The organism is Vibrio galatheae (assembly GCF_000967545.1).
GTDB classification, from domain to species: Bacteria; Pseudomonadota; Gammaproteobacteria; order Enterobacterales; family Vibrionaceae; genus Vibrio; species Vibrio galatheae.
Genome location: NZ_JXXV01000001.1, coordinates 16,555 through 34,027, shown reverse-complemented (window position 1 = coordinate 34,027; position 17,473 = coordinate 16,555). Strand labels below are relative to the sequence as shown.

Annotated in this window: 15 protein-coding genes; 12 read left to right on the top strand and 3 right to left on the bottom strand. The window is 45.1% G+C overall.

Going from position 1 to position 17,473, the window contains the following annotated elements:
• Window positions 1-51: 51 nt before the first annotated feature.
• The gene (gene zipA, locus TW81_RS00150; protein ID WP_045953703.1) at window positions 52-936 is read right to left on the bottom strand and encodes a cell division protein ZipA; all 885 of its coding nucleotides are present in this window, start codon (window positions 934-936) and stop codon (window positions 52-54) included.
• Between the two features lie 192 nt (window positions 937-1,128).
• On the opposite strand from zipA, the gene cysZ reads away from it, so the two are divergent.
• The 5 genes from cysZ (at window position 1,129) to crr (ending at window position 6,140) form a co-directional block, all read left to right on the top strand.
• Complete coding sequence (gene cysZ / locus TW81_RS00145) at window positions 1,129-1,869, top strand: sulfate transporter CysZ (protein WP_045953702.1); 741 nt, start codon at window positions 1,129-1,131, stop codon at window positions 1,867-1,869.
• A gap of 271 nt (window positions 1,870-2,140) precedes the next feature.
• Entirely contained in the window at window positions 2,141-3,109 is a 969-nt protein-coding gene (cysK, locus tag TW81_RS00140) for a cysteine synthase A (RefSeq protein ID WP_045953701.1), read from the top strand.
• A gap of 299 nt (window positions 3,110-3,408) precedes the next feature.
• Window positions 3,409-3,666, top strand: a complete 258-nt coding sequence (locus tag TW81_RS00135; RefSeq protein WP_045953700.1) for an HPr family phosphocarrier protein — start codon at window positions 3,409-3,411, stop codon at window positions 3,664-3,666.
• Window positions 3,667-3,801: 135 nt separating this feature from the next.
• Window positions 3,802-5,526, top strand: coding sequence for a phosphoenolpyruvate-protein phosphotransferase PtsI (gene ptsI, locus TW81_RS00130; protein WP_045953699.1), 1,725 nt, complete (start codon window positions 3,802-3,804; stop codon window positions 5,524-5,526).
• Window positions 5,527-5,630: 104 nt separating this feature from the next.
• The gene (crr, locus tag TW81_RS00125; RefSeq protein ID WP_004415112.1) at window positions 5,631-6,140 is read left to right on the top strand and encodes a PTS glucose transporter subunit IIA; all 510 of its coding nucleotides are present in this window, start codon (window positions 5,631-5,633) and stop codon (window positions 6,138-6,140) included.
• Window positions 6,141-6,210: 70 nt separating this feature from the next.
• Here the strand turns inward: crr and TW81_RS00120 are convergent, their stop codons facing one another.
• Window positions 6,211-7,386 carry a 2-octaprenyl-3-methyl-6-methoxy-1,4-benzoquinol hydroxylase gene (locus TW81_RS00120; protein ID WP_045953704.1) on the bottom strand — a complete coding sequence of 392 codons (1,176 nt, stop codon included), beginning with the start codon at window positions 7,384-7,386 and terminating at the stop codon, window positions 6,211-6,213.
• A 286-nt stretch (window positions 7,387-7,672) separates the two neighbouring features.
• On the opposite strand from TW81_RS00120, the gene miaB reads away from it, so the two are divergent.
• The 5 genes from miaB to lnt all read left to right on the top strand — a co-directional run bounded on the left by miaB (window position 7,673) and on the right by lnt (window position 13,298).
• Window positions 7,673-9,097 (top strand): tRNA (N6-isopentenyl adenosine(37)-C2)-methylthiotransferase MiaB, encoded by a 1,425-nt coding sequence (gene miaB / locus TW81_RS00115; protein ID WP_045953698.1) that lies wholly within the window; start codon window positions 7,673-7,675, stop codon window positions 9,095-9,097.
• A gap of 108 nt (window positions 9,098-9,205) precedes the next feature.
• Entirely contained in the window at window positions 9,206-10,312 is a 1,107-nt protein-coding gene (locus tag TW81_RS00110) for a PhoH family protein (protein WP_045953697.1), read from the top strand.
• Window positions 10,312-10,776, top strand: coding sequence for an rRNA maturation RNase YbeY (ybeY, locus tag TW81_RS00105; protein ID WP_045953696.1), 465 nt, complete (start codon window positions 10,312-10,314; stop codon window positions 10,774-10,776). The genes TW81_RS00110 and ybeY overlap by 1 nt, the downstream gene beginning before the upstream one ends.
• Window positions 10,777-10,852: 76 nt before the next feature.
• A complete protein-coding gene (corC, locus tag TW81_RS00100) occupies window positions 10,853-11,752 on the top strand; it encodes a CNNM family magnesium/cobalt transport protein CorC (protein ID WP_045953695.1) in 900 nt (299 codons plus the stop codon).
• A 37-nt stretch (window positions 11,753-11,789) separates the two neighbouring features.
• A complete protein-coding gene (lnt, locus tag TW81_RS00095) occupies window positions 11,790-13,298 on the top strand; it encodes an apolipoprotein N-acyltransferase (protein ID WP_045953694.1) in 1,509 nt (502 codons plus the stop codon).
• A gap of 144 nt (window positions 13,299-13,442) precedes the next feature.
• Here the strand turns inward: lnt and TW81_RS00090 are convergent, their stop codons facing one another.
• A complete protein-coding gene (locus TW81_RS00090) occupies window positions 13,443-13,913 on the bottom strand; it encodes a zinc ribbon-containing protein (protein WP_045953693.1) in 471 nt (156 codons plus the stop codon).
• A gap of 189 nt (window positions 13,914-14,102) precedes the next feature.
• Between TW81_RS00090 and leuS the strand changes: the two genes are divergently transcribed.
• The gene (gene leuS, locus TW81_RS00085) at window positions 14,103-16,676 is read left to right on the top strand and encodes a leucine--tRNA ligase (protein ID WP_045953692.1); all 2,574 of its coding nucleotides are present in this window, start codon (window positions 14,103-14,105) and stop codon (window positions 16,674-16,676) included.
• Window positions 16,677-16,819: 143 nt separating this feature from the next.
• The gene (locus TW81_RS00080) at window positions 16,820-17,470 is read left to right on the top strand and encodes an LPS-assembly lipoprotein LptE (protein ID WP_045953691.1); all 651 of its coding nucleotides are present in this window, start codon (window positions 16,820-16,822) and stop codon (window positions 17,468-17,470) included.
• Window positions 17,471-17,473: the final 3 nt, after the last annotated feature.

Here is a 17,473-nt window from a genome sequence, read left to right as displayed (position 1 = left end):
CTTAACTGATCGGCATTACTCCAAATGGAGCCTTTTAAAATATCAGTTTTTTTAGGCTTGTTGCGCGGCCTTAAACTTTTGAATTTGAGCCCGGTAGCTGTCTAAACGGTTAGGCGTCATCAAATTGCGCGCGTCATCTAATACATTCGCGCCCAAATCGTCAGCAATCTGTTGAGCCGTTTTAAGCATTAACTTAAAGTTTTGCTCGGCGTCACCGAAACAAGGCATTGTCATAAAGAACGAAATACCTTTAGTGGTAAAGGTTGCCGGATCATCATGATTTAATGTGCCTGGCTGCATCATATTTGCCACGCTAAATAGCACTTTGCCTGTTCCTGATAAATCTGCATGGCGGTGGAATATATCCATTTCGCCATAGATCAGGCCATTTTGTTGCATACTATCAAACAGCTTAGTCCCGACAAATGGCTCTTCGCCAGCACAGTGCACGTTGAGCACAATCACTTCGAGTGGTGCATCTTCTTGTTCTTGTTTAGCCTCTGTCGTTGCTTCTGGAGCATGAGTGACTTCAGCAGCAACTGGCTCTGACACGGGTTCGAGAGGCGACTCGATAAGGTCGTCGGTTTCTTCGATAGACTTAGTCGAGAACGAAGGAACATCTACCTCAATCTCATCGAGTTCAGATAACGCTTGAGGGTCTTGATAATTGTCGATTAACGGATCCGCCAACACCTCATCTTGAGCAACAAAACCTGGTTCTTTACGCTCTTTCTTGATGATTTCAAAATCATCTTCAGGCGAAAAGGCGCGCTCAGGGACGACATCCGGATCTTCACTCTCAACATCCAACTTACCGATTGGCTTACTACCAAATTTGGCTTTCCCTTCTTTTTTACTCGTCCATAAACCGTGGAACAGCAAAGCGGCAATCGCTAGTGCACCAACAATTATGAGTACAAATCGCAGTTCCTGCATTTTTAGCTCTCATTTGCTCGATATAAGCGTGTTATTCGAATCTGTTTAAATCTGACTTTGAGTTACTCTACCAAAACTCGCCCCTGTTTTAGAACAAATTAATGTGAGAAGTTCCCGCAATGTTGTGATTTTGAACACGCTTTTTTCTTGTTAAGATAGAAAACGTTCGTTTTTACATCACAAAAGAAAAATATGAATACACAGATTAGACAGCGTTCTGGCTTCGGCTACTTCCTTCACGGAATAGAACTGGCGCGCACTCCAGGAATTCGCCAATTCGTTATCTTGCCACTCCTCGCCAATATCATTTTGGTCGGAGGTGCGCTTTACTACTTATTTTCCAATCTCGATGTATGGATTGGCCAGCTTCTCGGCCAGCTACCCGATTTTTTGTCCTGGCTGAGCTATATTTTGTGGCCATTGCTGGTACTAACCATCCTTGCTACTTTTTCCTACTTCTTTAGTACCTTGGCCAATTTTATCGCCGCGCCATTTAACGGTTTGCTTGCAGAGAAAGTTGAAGAGCATTTGACGATGCAAAAGGTCAACGAACAAGGGATGATAGCTGTTATTAAAGACACACCACGAATTCTCGCTCGTGAGTGGCGTAAGCTCATTTATGTGTTGCCCAAAGCTATAGGTCTGTTTTTGTTACTACTCATACCTGCATTGGGACAGACGATTGGGCCTTTCCTCTGGTTTATTTTCACAGCATGGATTTTGGCTATTCAATACTGTGATTATCCATTCGATAATCACAAAGTCCCATTTAACGACATGCGTAACAATTTGAAACAAAAACAAGGCAAGGCTTATGCTTTTGGAGCTTTGGTCTCTGTTTTCACCACAATTCCAATTCTTAATTTGATTGTCATGCCAGTTGCGGTTTGCGGGGCAACGTCAATGTGGGTAGCAGAGTTTAAGAAGCCTTAGTGTGCAGCGAGATGGCTGAATGCTAAGCTTGCTAGCTAAAGATAACTAACACGAGGTGCATCTGGCAGAAATATTCCATCTGGTTTCAGCTAGAAGCGGTCTATAGGGAGAGACCATAATCAATTCTCTCCCTTTCATATCATATAACTATTTAATCCTTTTCTCGTTTTTTAACCTAGCCTAATCTCTACACTACAAACTTTTGATAATAACTGCGTCTATTTGAAGCTTGGCTTGAAGTAGATTAGAAACAGAGATGAAGGATCGCCCCATGAGCAAAATCTACGAAGACAACTCTCAAACTATTGGTAACACTCCTCTAGTTCGCCTAAACAAAGTGAGTAACGGTAAAGTGCTCGCAAAAATTGAAGCGCGTAACCCAAGCTTCAGTGTTAAATGTCGTATCGGCGCGAACATGATTTGGGAAGCGGAAAAGGCAGGCACTTTAAAACCAGGTGTTGAGCTTGTAGAACCGACCAGTGGTAACACAGGTGTCGCTCTGGCTTTTGTCGCAGCTGCTCGTGGTTACAAGTTAACTTTAACTATGCCTGAATCAATGAGCCTTGAGCGTCGTAAGCTACTTAAAGCATTAGGCGCAAACCTTGAGCTGACAGAAGCTGCGAAAGGGATGAAAGGTGCGATTGCTAAGGCAGAAGAAATCGTTGCAAGCAATCCTGATAAATACTTACTGCTTCAACAATTCAACAACCCAGCGAACCCACAAATTCACGAAAAAACGACTGGCCCTGAAATCTGGGAAGCAACAGACGGTGAAATTGATGTGTTCGTTGCGGGTGTAGGTACTGGCGGTACAATCACAGGTACAAGCCGCTTCATTAAAGGTGAAAAAGGCAAAAACATCGTCTCTGTCGCTGTTGAACCTGCAGAGTCACCAGTTATTGCTCAAGCACTTGCGGGTCAAGAAATTCAACCAGCACCACACAAAATTCAAGGTATCGGTGCAGGTTTCATCCCAGGCAACTTGGATTTAGAGCTCGTTGACCGTGTTGAAGCCGTGACTTCTGAAGAAGCGATTGCAATGGCTCGTCGCCTGATGGAAGAGGAAGGTATCCTAGCAGGCATCTCATCAGGCGCTGCTGTAGTCGCAGCTAACCGCCTAGCAGAACTACCTGAATTTGAAGGGAAAACAATCGTAACAGTCCTGCCTAGCTCAGGCGAACGTTACCTAAGTACCGCTCTATTTGCAGGTATCTTTACCGAGAAAGAAAACCAACAATAATATGTTGTCAAATCAATTTTTCGTCCAAAAAAGCCCCTAAATGGGGCTTTTTTGTTGATCCCTGCCCCACCTTTGGTAATATCGGGAATGTTTTATTTCTAGCTGCAAAATAAAGACTAGATAAGAATTCTTATCAATTGTGAACAACAGCATAGACTGGCGTCGCAATTGTGTAATTTGCAACCAATATCAGTTATGACACGAAATGCGCGTTCTTCATCTAGCAGAATAGTCCATTTACGGTTAAGCTAAGTTTGGTTGAGAAACTATCAAAATATAAATCAATTGGGGTATATAACATGTACGAGAAGCAAGTAGAAATCACTGCAGAAAACGGCCTTCACACTCGTCCAGCTGCACAGTTCGTAAAAGAAGCTAAAGCATTTGATGCGGACATCACTGTGACTTCTAACGGTAAAAGCGCTAGCGCTAAGAGCCTTTTCAAACTACAAACTCTTGGCCTAGTTAAAGGTACAGTAGTTTCTATCTCAGCTGAAGGCCCACAGGCTAAACAAGCTGTAGACCACCTAGTTGCTCTAATGGACCAACTACACTAATCCGGTCTCCTATTTTCAAAGCCATTTTGTGAAAGCAAAATGGCTTTGTTGGAAATAGGCCAAAATATAAGCTACAAATATTCGTTAGCGCACTCATTTTTCCCGTTTTAAAGTTGACCAATTTAAGGTAAGGCTATGATTTCAGGCATCCTAGCATCTCCTGGTATTGCTATCGGTAAAGCACTACTACTTCAAGAAGATGAAATTGTCCTAAACACAAACACTATTTCTGATGATCAAGTAGAAGCAGAAGTTGCACGTTTCTTTGAAGCGCGTGACAAATCATCTGCTCAGCTAGAAACAATCAAGCAGAAAGCACTTGAAACCTTCGGTGAAGAGAAAGAAGCGATCTTTGAAGGTCACATCATGCTTCTTGAAGACGAAGAGCTAGAGGAAGAAATCCTAGCGCTGATTAAAAACGACAAGATGCACGCTGATAACGCGATCCACACGGTTATCGAAGAGCAAGCATCAGCTCTAGAGTCTCTAGACGACGAATACTTAAAAGAACGTGCCACAGATATCCGCGATATTGGTACACGTTTTGTTAAAAATGCTCTAGGTATCAACATCGTATCTCTAAGCGATATCGATCAAGAAGTTATCCTAGTTGCTTACGACCTAACACCATCAGAAACTGCACAGATTAACCTAGACTACGTTCTTGGTTTTGCTTGTGATATCGGTGGTCGTACATCTCACACCTCTATCATGGCTCGCTCTCTTGAGCTTCCTGCTATCGTGGGCACTAACGACATTACTAAACAAGTTAAGAATGGCGACATGCTGATTCTTGATGCGATGAACAATAAAATCGTTATCAACCCATCTGATGCTGAGCTTGAAGAAGCAAAAGCAGTTAAAGCGGCATTCATTGCTGAAAAAGAAGAGCTGGCCAAGCTAAAAGACCTTCACGCTGAAACAACTGACGGTCACCGCGTGGAAGTATGCGGTAACATTGGTACGGTAAAAGACTGTGACGGTATCCTGCGTAACGGCGGTGAAGGTGTTGGTCTGTACCGTACTGAGTTCCTATTTATGGACCGTGATGCACTTCCTACAGAAGAAGAGCAGTACCAAGCGTACAAAGACGTTGCTGAAGCAATGAACGGTGAAGCGGTTATTATCCGTACTATGGATATTGGTGGTGACAAAGATCTACCATACATGGATTTACCACAAGAGATGAACCCGTTCCTAGGCTGGCGCGCAGTACGTATCAGCTTAGACCGTCGTGAAATTCTTCGTGATCAGCTACGCGGTATTCTACGTGCGTCTGCACACGGCAAGCTTCGTATCATGTTCCCAATGATTATCTCGGTTGAAGAGATCCGTGAACTGAAGAGCGCCATCGAAGAGTACAAAGCTGAACTTCGCGCTGAAGGTCTAGCATTCGACGAAAACATCGAAATTGGTGTAATGGTTGAGACGCCTGCAGCAGCAGCGATCGCACACCACCTAGCGAAAGAAGTAGCATTCTTCTCTATTGGTACTAACGATCTAACTCAGTACACACTCGCAGTGGACCGTGGTAACGAGATGATTTCTCACCTATACAACCCACTATCTCCAGCAGTATTAACCGTTATCAAACAAGTTATCGACGCGTCTCACGCTGAAGGTAAATGGACGGGTATGTGTGGTGAGCTTGCAGGTGATGAGCGTGCGACACTACTGCTACTTGGTATGGGCCTAGATGAGTTCTCAATGAGCGGAATTTCAATTCCTAAAGTGAAGAAAGTGATCCGTAACTCTAACTTTGCTGAAGTGAAAGCAATGGCTGAAGAAGCACTTTCGCTACCGACAGCGGCAGAAATTGAAGCTGTGGTAGAAAAATTCATCGCAGAGAAAACTCAATAATTAGTTAATTCCAATGAGATAGACGGCAAAATTTGTCGTCTATTTTCTGAGATTGGTATACTATAATTCGACAGAATTAAATAAAACGTTAGGAGCATGACACAATGGGTCTGTTTGACAAACTTAAGAAGCTAGTATCTGACGACAGCGCAGATGCAGGTGCAATCGAAATCATCGCACCTCTATCTGGTGAAATCGTAAATATCGAAGACGTGCCAGACGTTGTTTTCGCTGAGAAAATCGTTGGTGACGGTATCGCTATCAAACCAGCTGGCAACAAGATGGTAGCTCCTGTAAACGGTACTATCGGTAAGATCTTTGAAACTAACCACGCTTTCTCTATCGAGTCTGACGACGGTGTTGAGCTATTCGTTCACTTCGGTATCGATACCGTTGAACTGAAAGGTGAAGGCTTCAAACGTATCGCTGAAGAAGGTCAATCAGTGAAAGCTGGTGACACTATCATCGAATTCGATCTCGCTCTTCTAGAAGAAAAAGCGAAGTCTACTCTGACTCCTGTTGTTATCTCTAACATGGACGAAATCAAAGAGCTGAACAAGCTTTCTGGTTCTGTGACTGTTGGTGAAACACCAGTACTTCGTGTCACTAAGTAATTAATAGCTACTTAGCGCAACGAAAAACGCAGCCAGTTGGCTGCGTTTTTGTTTTTTAGATAGTAAACAACTAATTTAAGCCGAGTGCATACTTAAGCACACGAGTTTTTAGTGGCCCAGCGTTGTCAGCCAGTTTCAATGCTGCGTTACGCACCAACTTCAAAGGGGCTATCTCATTACTGAATCCTTTGTAGAAAAAATCCATTCCAGATTGCATCACCAGGTTATCTGGTCGGCGCTTGTGCTCATACCAGCGCAATATTGACTCATTCAGTGATGATACGCCTGCACTTACTTCGAGTAAGACTTCCACATCTCTAAAACCTAGATTGACTCCCTGGCCTGCCAAAGGATTGATGGTATGTGCCGAATCACCCACGAGAACGCATTGTCGTTTAAAGTAGGTTTGAGCATGGCGACGCGTCAATGGGAATGAGCCAAACTGCAACACCTTGATCTCCCCTAACTCACTAGGAAAGTGAACCAAGATTTCTTCTCTTAGTTGATCATTGTTCATGGCGCAAAGCTGCCTGATACGTTTTGGACTATCGTACCAAACTAGCGATCCCTGCCCCCCTTCCGATTGAGAGGGTAATGAAGCAAGAGGTAAAAATGAACGAGGCCCAGTGGATGTAAATTGCTGCCATGTAATATCTTGCTGAGCTAATTCAGTTTGAACGTTGATGAGCATACAGTGTTGGCGGTAATCCCAAGCGGTTATGCCTATCCCAGCCAGTTGACGTACTTTGGAGTTTGCTCCATCGGCTCCAACAATCAAAGATGCCTCAAAACACTCACCTGACGCTAATACCACTCGATTTACATCACCAAACTCGATGTTTTCCAATCTATCTGGACAATACAGTTCGATATTTTCAAATTGTACGAGCTGCTGCCATAATCCCAACTGAATCAATCGGTTTTCGACGATATAACCCAGTTGCTCCATCTGCAATGCATCTGAGTGAAAGCGTGTCCGGCATTCAGGGTGCTCCCACGTTTCTAAACGGCGATACGGGCAGACTCGCATACGTTCAATCGCCGACCAAGCACCAAGCCGATTTAAAACGGCCACAGAATGTTCCGAGATGGCAGAGACTCGAATATCCATCTCTTGTTGTGGAGAGAAAGCTTGAGGGGCACTCCCCTCAACGACAACGACGTTTCTTCCTTGCAGGGCAAAACCGATGGCCGTCGCGGCGCCAACCATACCTCCACCAATCACTGCAACATCAAACTTGGTCATAATTTGTACTTCAATTAGTTGATTCATTGACTGTTTTTTATTGTACGTTCTGATTACTAAAATGTAACCAAAAACCTCATGAGCAACATGGGCAAACCCTTATTTGATAACGCTTAGATTAGATTTTGCCGCAGCACTAGTCAGTCGGTATTGAAAGCAGTACAATACGCCGCTTGCCACTTGCTAGGCATAAAATTCAGTCATCAATGACACTAAAATATGATGGCACACTGGAAACACTGGGCGATTTGCTCCCTTAATTTAAACTAACGATCGAGCGAACAAAATGAGTAAGAAACTGCTAATTAAAACCTGGGGCTGCCAGATGAACGAATACGATTCATCTAAGATGGCCGATCTACTGAACGCTGCGAACGGCTATGAGCTGACAGAAGAGCCAGAAGAGGCAGATGTATTACTACTTAATACCTGTTCTATCCGTGAAAAAGCACAAGAAAAAGTATTCCACCAGCTTGGTCGTTGGAAAACACTAAAAGATAAGAAAGAAGGCGTGGTTATCGGCGTCGGTGGCTGTGTCGCGACACAAGAAGGTGATCACATTCGTGAACGTGCCCCTTTTGTTGACGTTATCTTTGGCCCACAAACTTTGCACCGTCTACCAGAGATGATCAAACAGTCTCAATCAAATGACGCGCCGGTAATGGATATCTCTTTCCCTGAAATTGAAAAATTTGACCGTTTGCCAGAGCCACGTGCGGAAGGTGCAACGGCATTCGTTTCAATTATGGAAGGTTGTTCTAAGTACTGCACCTACTGTGTTGTACCTTACACGCGTGGTGAAGAAGTAAGCCGTCCAATGGATGATGTTCTTTATGAAATCGCCCAACTTGCAGAGCAGGGTGTACGTGAAGTCAACCTATTAGGTCAAAACGTCAATGCTTATCGCGGCGCAACACACGATGACGAGATTTGTTCGTTTGCCGAGCTGCTACGCCTTGTGGCCTCAATCGATGGCATTGACCGTATTCGTTTCACCACTAGCCACCCGCTAGAGTTTACTGACGACATCATTGCAGTCTACGAAGACACTCCTGAGCTTGTGAGCTTCCTGCACCTACCAGTACAAAGTGGTAGTGACCGCATTTTGACTATGATGAAGCGTCCACACACAGGTATCGAGTACAAGTCGATCATTCGTAAACTGCGTAAAGCTCGCCCAGATATTCAGATCAGTTCTGACTTCATTGTTGGTTTCCCTGGAGAAACGGATATGGATCACCAAGCGACAATGAAACTGATCAAAGATGTGGATTTTGATATGAGCTTTAGCTTTATCTTCTCTCCACGTCCAGGTACACCCGCGGCAGACTACCCATGCGATCTATCCGAACAGACCAAGAAAGAACGTTTGTACGAGCTTCAGCAAGTGGTTAACGCTCAAGCCATGCGCTACTCTCGCCTAATGCTTGGTACTGAGCAACGCGTTCTTGTTGAAGGCCCTTCGAAAAAGAATCTAATGGAACTTCGCGCACGTACCGAAAATAACCGTGTGGTGAACTTCGAAGGTAGCGCTGATCTAATTGGTCAATTCGTTGATGTGAAGATCACAGACGTATTTGCCAACTCTCTGCGTGGTGATTTGGTTCGTACTGAAAAAGATATGGATCTACGCACAATGATTTCACCAACGCAAATGATGGCAAGAACCAAACGCGAAGATGAGCTAGGTGTAGCGACTTTTACGCCTTAAGCTTGAAAATAGCGATAGAAGTTACCATCTTATAGATAGGTAACGATCGCCATTGGAAGCCCGGTCTAAATCGGGCTTCTTACAAATGGCCTATTTTGAGAGGCAACTTTGAGCAATAAAATTGTAACTCTAGAAATCAATCTAGAACCTTCTGATAACCGCCGCTTAGCAAGTCTGTGCGGTCCTTTCGATGACAACATTAAGCATCTTGAACGCCGTTTAGGTATTGAAATTAGCTACCGTGGCAACTTCTTTACCATCGTAGGCAAGCCTCATACTAGCGCTGCTGCGCTCGAAATCATCAAAACGCTTTACGTCAATACCGCGCCAGTGCGTGGCAATATTCCCGATATTGAACCGGATGAGCTTCATCTCGCGATCAAAGAGACTGGCGTATTAGACCAAGATTTAGAGTCCAGTATTGAGCATGGTAAAGAAGTCTTTATTAAGACCAAAAAAGGCGTCATCAAACCTCGCACACCTAACCAAGGCCAATATTTAATGAACATGGTCACACACGACATTACGTTTGGTGTTGGCCCCGCAGGCACAGGTAAAACTTATCTGGCGGTTGCAGCAGCGGTCGATGCGTTAGAGCGTCAAGAAATCCGCCGTATCTTGCTCACTCGTCCAGCCGTTGAGGCGGGAGAAAAACTCGGTTTCCTACCTGGTGATTTGAGCCAAAAAGTCGATCCTTATTTGCGTCCGCTCTACGATGCGCTGTTCGAAATGCTCGGCTTCGAGAAAGTAGAAAAGCTGATTGAACGAAACGTGATTGAAGTTGCTCCGCTTGCTTATATGCGCGGTCGCACTCTGAACGATGCATTCATTATTTTAGATGAAAGTCAGAACACCACTGTCGAACAGATGAAGATGTTCCTAACCCGTATCGGCTTTAACTCGCGCGCAGTCATCACCGGTGATATCACTCAGATTGACTTACCACGCGGCGCCAAGTCAGGTCTACGCCACGCAATTGAAGTATTAAGTGAAGTGGATGATATCAGCTTTAACTTCTTCCAGTCTGATGATGTCGTTCGCCACCCTGTGGTTGCGCGCATCGTTAACGCTTATGAGAAGTGGGAAGCGAAAGATCAGAAAGAACGCAAAGAGTTTGAGAAAAAACGCCGCGAAGAACGCGAAGCTAAGCTGCTAGAAACTGCCAAAGCTGAGCTTTCTAAACAAGTACAAGCTGAAGCAGCCGAAGGTAAGTGATGAGTATTGAACTCGATCTCCAAATTGCAGTCGAAAATGAACAAGATCTACCCAGCGAACAAGAGTTTCAAACCTGGTTAGATAAAACCATCCTACCATTTCAAAAACAGGCGGAACTCACGATTAGAGTGGTTGATGAGCAAGAGAGCCAACAGCTCAACCATGAGTACCGCGGCAAAGATAAGCCCACCAATGTGCTCTCTTTCCCATTTGAGGCGCCACCTGGTATTGAAATGGATTTACTCGGTGATCTTGTTATTTGCCGTCAAGTCGTTGAGCGAGAAGCGCAAGAACAAAATAAGCCCTTGATTGCTCATTGGGCGCATATGGTTGTACATGGTAGCTTGCATCTGCTAGGTTATGATCATATCGAGGATGACGAAGCCGAAGAGATGGAGTCACTCGAAACAGAAATCATGCAAGGTATGGGTTTTAAAGACCCCTACATTGATGAAAAAGAGTAGTATTGACAAGCTTTTAAACTCAATACTATCAATGTGAGCTATCACACATTTGATAGCGTTACTTAAATGAGAAACAATGAACGACGACAATTCGCCCTCGTCTCTAGAAGGTAAGAAAGAAAAATCTGAAGGTCCGAGTAGAAAGTCCTTCTTCGGACGCCTAGGTCAACTTTTCCAAGGTGAACCAAAAGACCGCCAAGAGCTTGTAGATGTTATCCGCGACTCTGAAGAAAATGACCTGATCGACCACGACACCCGCGACATGCTTGAGGGCGTCATGGAGATTTCAGAGATGCGCGTACGTGACATTATGTTGCCGCGCTCTCAGATGGTAACGGTTGATCGTAGTGACGATTTAGACACTTTAATTAACCTCATCACTGATGCTCAGCACTCACGCTATCCCGTGATCAGTGAAGATAAAGACCATGTTGAAGGTATTCTGTTAGCAAAGGACTTACTAAAATACTTAGGTTCTGGCAGCGAACCATTTGATATCGAACAAGTGATCCGCCCTGCCGTCGTGGTACCAGAAAGTAAGCGAGTTGATCGCCTACTTAAGGAGTTCCGCGAAGAACGCTACCATATGTCGATTGTAGTCGATGAGTTTGGCGGTGTTTCCGGCCTTGTCACCATTGAAGATATCTTAGAAGAAATCGTTGGTGAAATCGAAGACGAATTCGACGATGAAGAAGAGCTGGATATTCGTAAGCTGAGCAAGCACACCTTTGCTGTCAAAGCGTTAACCACCATCGAAGAATTTAACGATACTTTTGGTACCTCTTTCAGCGACGAAGAAGTCGACACTGTTGGCGGTATGGTTATGACGGCATTTGGTCATCTTCCTTCTCGTGGCGAAGTGGTTGAAATTGAAGGTTACAGCTTCAAAGTAACCTCGGCAGACAACCGCCGTGTTATGCAACTTCAGGTCACTATTCCTGACGAAGAACTCATTGCTAACTCTACCGATGAGTAACGCTAATATCCCATACAGGGTCAAGTAGAACTATACGATGATAAATTCGCTTTTTCATCGCCTCAAACGGCCGCTTGCGGCCGTTTTTGTTGGCGCTATCACCACACTTTCATTTGCCCCTTACCAGCTTTGGCCGTTAGCTTTTATCAGTCCGGCGATTTTACTGCTGTTAATTCATCAACAATCCACCAAAAGAGCACTGTGGATCGGTTTCGCTTGGGGACTGGGTCAATTCGCGACAGGGATCAGTTGGGTACATGTCAGTATTGATACTTTTGGTGGTATGCCAAAAGTTGCCAGTGTTTTTCTTATGGCTTTGTTGGTCAGCTACTTAGCCTTGTATTGCGCCCTATTTACTTGGAGCCTGAATCGCTTTTTCCCCGCAGCCACACAGTCACGCTTTATTCTAGCCGCACCAGCGTTGTGGCTTATTTGTGACTGGCTACGTGGCTGGGTAATGACAGGTTTCCCTTGGTTGTGGCTTGGCTACAGTCAGATAGACAGCCCAATGGGTAACTTTGCCCCACTTGGTGGCGTTGAGCTGATAACATTACTTGTTGTTCTCAGCGCAGCTTCGTTCGCCTATGCCTGTGTAAAACGCCAATGGGTGTTATTATTGGTCCCTGCAGTGATCTTTATGACCGGGTATGGCTTAAAGTCAGCGCAATGGGTAACACCTAACCCTCAGAAAATCACCAAAGTTGCCCTCATTCAAGGCAATGTTCCACAAGAACTCAAATGGAAGCCGAGTCAGCGCTGGCCTACCATAATGAGATACACAGACCTGACACGCGAAAACTGGGACGCAGATATCATCGTTTGGCCAGAAGCAGCCGTTCCAGCCCTGGAATACGAAATTTCATCTTTCTTGACCAATCTAGATTCCGCCGCGCGCATGAATAACAGTGCAGTGATAACCGGTATCATCAATCAAGGCGAAGATAAGCAGTTCTATAACAGCATACTGACATTAGGTAACAACCCAAACGGTGACTATCGTTATGATATGAGCCTACGCTATCATAAACACCATTTACTGCCGTTTGGTGAGTTTGTTCCATTTGAAGAAATTCTCAGACCAATCGCGCCATTTTTTAATCTACCTATGTCTTCGTTTAGCCGCGGCGAATTTATTCAGCCTAATATCAGCGCCAATGGCAAAAAAATGGCAGCAGCACTGTGCTACGAAATTATTTTTAATGAACAAGTAAGACGAAATACCAATCGCGACACCGACTTTATTCTTACCCTGTCAAACGATGCTTGGTTCGGGCGTTCGATAGGCCCGCTACAGCATATGGAAATAGCGCGAATGCGCGCCTTGGAGTTAGGTAAACCCGTCATTCGTGCCACTAATAACGGCATAACAGCAGTGACTGATCACAAAGGTAATATTACAGCGCAAATCCCACAATTCGAAACGGCGGTTCTGCGTGCTGAAGTCACCTCGACAAATGGTGAAACGCTATATCGACGACTCGGTACTTGGCCGATTTACATTTGGGTCGTGTTGAGTTTGCTGATTGGCTGGAGAGCTAGACGCTAAGGTGCCAATATGAAGGGGGGGATGCAACTCCTCCTTTTAATCTCAATCAGAATAAGTCTTTGATCATTCTTGTTGGTTACAATCGCTGATAGCTAAGTAATCGATTTTGTACGTCGAGCACGTACTAGCTGCCGATGCCTTGCTCTAAGGTTTTAACGCCTGACGACTAAACCCTTTATTACCACAGTGAGTGCACGGAGTAATCACGGTCGGGTGGTTATATTGCGTTTTATGACCGCATTCATCACAGACTAAAACCCCTAAGCCAATTACCTCGCCAGCTTGATAAAGCCCTTGATGTTCTAAATCTTGAAATAGCTCAATCCATTCCACCTTAGTTCGATCGGTAATCTCTAACAATCCCTGCCATATAGAGTCTGCCACCATTAAGTAAAACGGTCCGCTCTTTGATTCTTCGTAGTTTTCAGCAAACTCTTTTAAGTCTGATTTGACATACGCAGAGACCAAAGCTAACTCATCTTTAGTCAGATCATTGGCGGCTTGAGCTACTTTCTCAGAAGTTTCAATAACATGATTAACTTCATCTGGACTGTGCTTGAGCGTTTCAACCACATCTTCCAGCATCTCTTCATAACCTGTTTTTCTTTTTGGCATCGTTGACCTCCGAAATGAATCCTACAAACCAACATGATATGTCGACTCACGGTCGCCTGCTTAACATCTAAAGCTTAGCAGAGTATGGATTGGCTATTGTTGTGCACCTTTGCTTTAGGTATTCTATGACGATCTATTTAAGTCTGTTCTAACCGAACTCACAAATTCCAAGATAACCGGACATCATCGATGCAAGAACAATACAACCCGCAAGACATTGAACAAAAAGTTCAACAGCACTGGGATAACAACAAGACTTTTGTTGTAAATGAAGACCCAAATAAAGAAAAATTCTACTGTCTCTCTATGTTCCCTTACCCAAGTGGCCGACTTCACATGGGGCACGTGCGCAACTACACAATCGGTGATGTAGTCTCTCGTTTCCAACGCCTACAAGGTAAAAACGTCATGCAACCTATCGGTTGGGATGCGTTTGGCCTCCCTGCTGAAAATGCTGCGGTAAAAAATAACACTGCACCAGCACCATGGACTTACGAAAACATTGAGTACATGAAAAACCAACTTAAGCTATTAGGCTTTGGTTACGACTGGAACCGTGAATTCGCAACCTGTACCCCTGAGTACTACCGTTGGGAACAAGAGTTCTTCACTAAACTTTACGAGAAAGGCCTAGTTTACAAGAAGACATCTTCTGTTAACTGGTGTCCAAACGACCAAACGGTTCTGGCCAACGAACAGGTTGAAGATGGCTGCTGCTGGCGTTGTGACACGCCTGTAGAGCAAAAAGAAATTCCACAGTGGTTTATCAAGATCACTGAATACGCTCAAGAGCTACTGGACGATCTAGACAATCTCGATGGCTGGCCTGAAATGGTTAAGACCATGCAGCGCAACTGGATTGGCCGCTCTGAAGGTGTTGAATTAAAGTTTGAAGTGAAAGGTCAACAAGACCTAGAAGTTTACACAACGCGTCCTGACACACTTATGGGTGTAACGTACGTGGGCATCGCAGCTGGTCACCCTCTTGCAACTATCGCCGCAGCAAACAACCCAGAGTTAGCAGCCTTCATCGAAGAGTGTAAGAACACTAAAGTTGCTGAAGCTGAACTGGCGACAATGGAGAAGAAAGGTATGGCGACAGGCCTTACTGCGATTCATCCATTGAACGGCCGCGAAGTGCCTGTGTACGTAGCCAACTTTGTACTAATGGACTATGGCACAGGCGCGGTAATGGCCGTACCTGCACACGACCAGCGTGATTTCGAGTTCGCAACTAAGTACGGTCTAGACATAGTGCCAGTAATCAAACCAGTTGACGGCGGCGAGCTAGACGTTTCTGAGGCGGCATATACAGAGAAAGGCGTCCTGTTCGATTCTGGTGAATTTGACGGCCTAGAATTCCAAGCGGCATTTGATGCAATCGCTTCCAAGCTAGAAGCAGAAGGCAAAGGCACGAAGACAGTTAACTTCCGTCTACGTGACTGGGGTGTATCTCGTCAACGTTACTGGGGCGCGCCAATCCCAATGGTAACCACTGAAGACGGTGAAGTTCACCCAGTACCTGCTGACCAACTACCCGTGATTCTTCCAGAAGACGTGGTCATGGACGGCGTAACTAGCCCAATCAAAGCCGACAAAGAGTGGGCGAAGACAACCTTCAACGGCGATCCAGCTCTACGTGAGACTGATACCTTCGATACCTTTATGGAATCTTCTTGGTACTACGCACGTTACTGCAGTCCACAAGCAGACGACATCCTAGATCCAGAAAAAGCCAACTACTGGCTACCAGTCGACCAGTACATTGGTGGTATCGAGCACGCTTGTATGCACCTACTCTACTCGCGCTTCTTCCACAAATTGCTACGTGACGCTGGTTACGTAACGTCTGACGAGCCGTTCAAACAGTTACTATGTCAAGGCATGGTATTGGCTGACGCGTTCTACTTCGAGAACGACAAAGGCGGTAAAGAATGGGTTGCACCAACAGATGTTGCTGTAGAGCGTGACGGTAAAGGCCGTATCACTTCAGCGAAAGATGACCAAGGTCGTGACGTAACTCACTCTGGCATGATCAAAATGTCTAAGTCGAAGAACAACGGTATCGATCCCCAAGAGATGGTAGATAAGTACGGCGCTGATACAGTGCGTCTATTCATGATGTTTGCGTCTCCAGCAGACATGACACTTGAATGGCAAGAATCTGGCGTAGAAGGTGCGAACCGCTTCCTGAAACGTGTTTGGAAACTAGTGAAAGAACACGCAGAGAAAGGTGCGGCAGAAGCCGTTGATACTTCAGCTCTAACTGGTGATCAAAAAGCACTACGTCGTGATGTTCATAAGACTATCGCTAAAGTGACTGACGATATCGCTCGCCGCCAAACATTTAACACAGCAATCGCGGCTATCATGGAACTGATGAACAAGCTAGCGAAAGCGCCACAAGACTCAGCGCAAGACCGTGCGATCCTTGATGAAGCGCTAAAAGCTGTGGTTGCAATGCTTTACCCAATCACTCCGCACATTTCATACGAGCTATGGGCTGCGCTAGGTGAGTCAAACATCGACAACGCGGTATGGCCAACGTTCGACGAAAAAGCACTGGTTGAAGACGAGAAGACGATCGTTGTTCAGGTGAACGGTAAGCTACGTGCGAAACTGACAGTGGCAGCAGACGCAACTAAAGAGCATGTTGAAGAGCTTGGCCTGAAAGATGAGAACGTGGTGAAGTTCACTGAAGGTCTTACTGTACGTAAAGTTATCTATGTACCGGGTAAACTTCTCAACATCGTTGCTAACTAAGAATGTGTTGCGAACTAATCGCACTAATCTAAGTCTTAAGCAGGGTAAACCCTTACCCTGCTTTACTTATCTTATGGTTTTATATTCTTATTTAGAATTAGAATCCTAAGATAAGTATTCCAATAATCGAGAGCTCTAAACCCATGTTTCGTTGTGCATCGCGTCTTATTTCGTTGTCTTTAGTAAAACTCACCAGTGTTATGCTTTTGGCAAGCCTGCTTTCCGCCTGTGGCTTCCACTTACGCGGTGATTACTCGATCCCTGAAGAGTTAGACACCATGTCACTGACCAGCTACGACCAATACAGCACATTCACTCGCATGATGAAGGGACAGCTACGCATGAGTGAAATAGACGTAGTACAGCCAGCAGCGAACATTCCCAACCTACACCTACTAAGTGAAGGCGTTGGTGAGCGTACACTCTCGCTCTACCAAAACACCCGCGCAGCTGAAAAAGAACTCACATTCCGCGCTTCATATCGCGTGACCATTCCCGATCTCGGCTCTAAAACATTTGCCGTGAGCGTAACACGTAGCTATCTGGACAACCCACTGACCGCCCTAGCAAAGTCAGTTGAACGCGATATGATTGAAGACGAAATGCGCAAACTCGCCTCATCACAAATTATCCGTCAAATGGGACGCCTAAAAGCAAACATTGAAGCGGGTAGCATGGAGTTGGAAGACGAGACGGAAACCTTGATCAAAGAGGAAGAAGAGCAGTACCGCGTAAAAACGTTTTATGCCGAAGAAAGCCAAGATAGCCTCACCTCTGAACAACCAGTAAACTAACCG

Coding starts and splice junctions, on each gene's coding strand:
- TW81_RS00135 (WP_045953700.1), top strand. CDS start 3,409: ATGTACGAGAAGCAAGTAGAAATCACTGCAGAAAACGGCCTTCACACT.
- zipA (WP_045953703.1), bottom strand. CDS start 936: ATGCAGGAACTGCGATTTGTACTCATAATTGTTGGTGCACTAGCGATT.
- ptsI (WP_045953699.1), top strand. CDS start 3,802: ATGATTTCAGGCATCCTAGCATCTCCTGGTATTGCTATCGGTAAAGCA.
- lnt (WP_045953694.1), top strand. CDS start 11,790: ATGATAAATTCGCTTTTTCATCGCCTCAAACGGCCGCTTGCGGCCGTT.
- TW81_RS00090 (WP_045953693.1), bottom strand. CDS start 13,913: ATGCCAAAAAGAAAAACAGGTTATGAAGAGATGCTGGAAGATGTGGTT.
- TW81_RS00120 (WP_045953704.1), bottom strand. CDS start 7,386: ATGACCAAGTTTGATGTTGCAGTGATTGGTGGAGGTATGGTTGGCGCC.
- cysZ (WP_045953702.1), top strand. CDS start 1,129: ATGAATACACAGATTAGACAGCGTTCTGGCTTCGGCTACTTCCTTCAC.
- TW81_RS00080 (WP_045953691.1), top strand. CDS start 16,820: ATGTTTCGTTGTGCATCGCGTCTTATTTCGTTGTCTTTAGTAAAACTC.
- miaB (WP_045953698.1), top strand. CDS start 7,673: ATGAGTAAGAAACTGCTAATTAAAACCTGGGGCTGCCAGATGAACGAA.
- leuS (WP_045953692.1), top strand. CDS start 14,103: ATGCAAGAACAATACAACCCGCAAGACATTGAACAAAAAGTTCAACAG.
- corC (WP_045953695.1), top strand. CDS start 10,853: ATGAACGACGACAATTCGCCCTCGTCTCTAGAAGGTAAGAAAGAAAAA.
- cysK (WP_045953701.1), top strand. CDS start 2,141: ATGAGCAAAATCTACGAAGACAACTCTCAAACTATTGGTAACACTCCT.
- ybeY (WP_045953696.1), top strand. CDS start 10,312: ATGAGTATTGAACTCGATCTCCAAATTGCAGTCGAAAATGAACAAGAT.
- crr (WP_004415112.1), top strand. CDS start 5,631: ATGGGTCTGTTTGACAAACTTAAGAAGCTAGTATCTGACGACAGCGCA.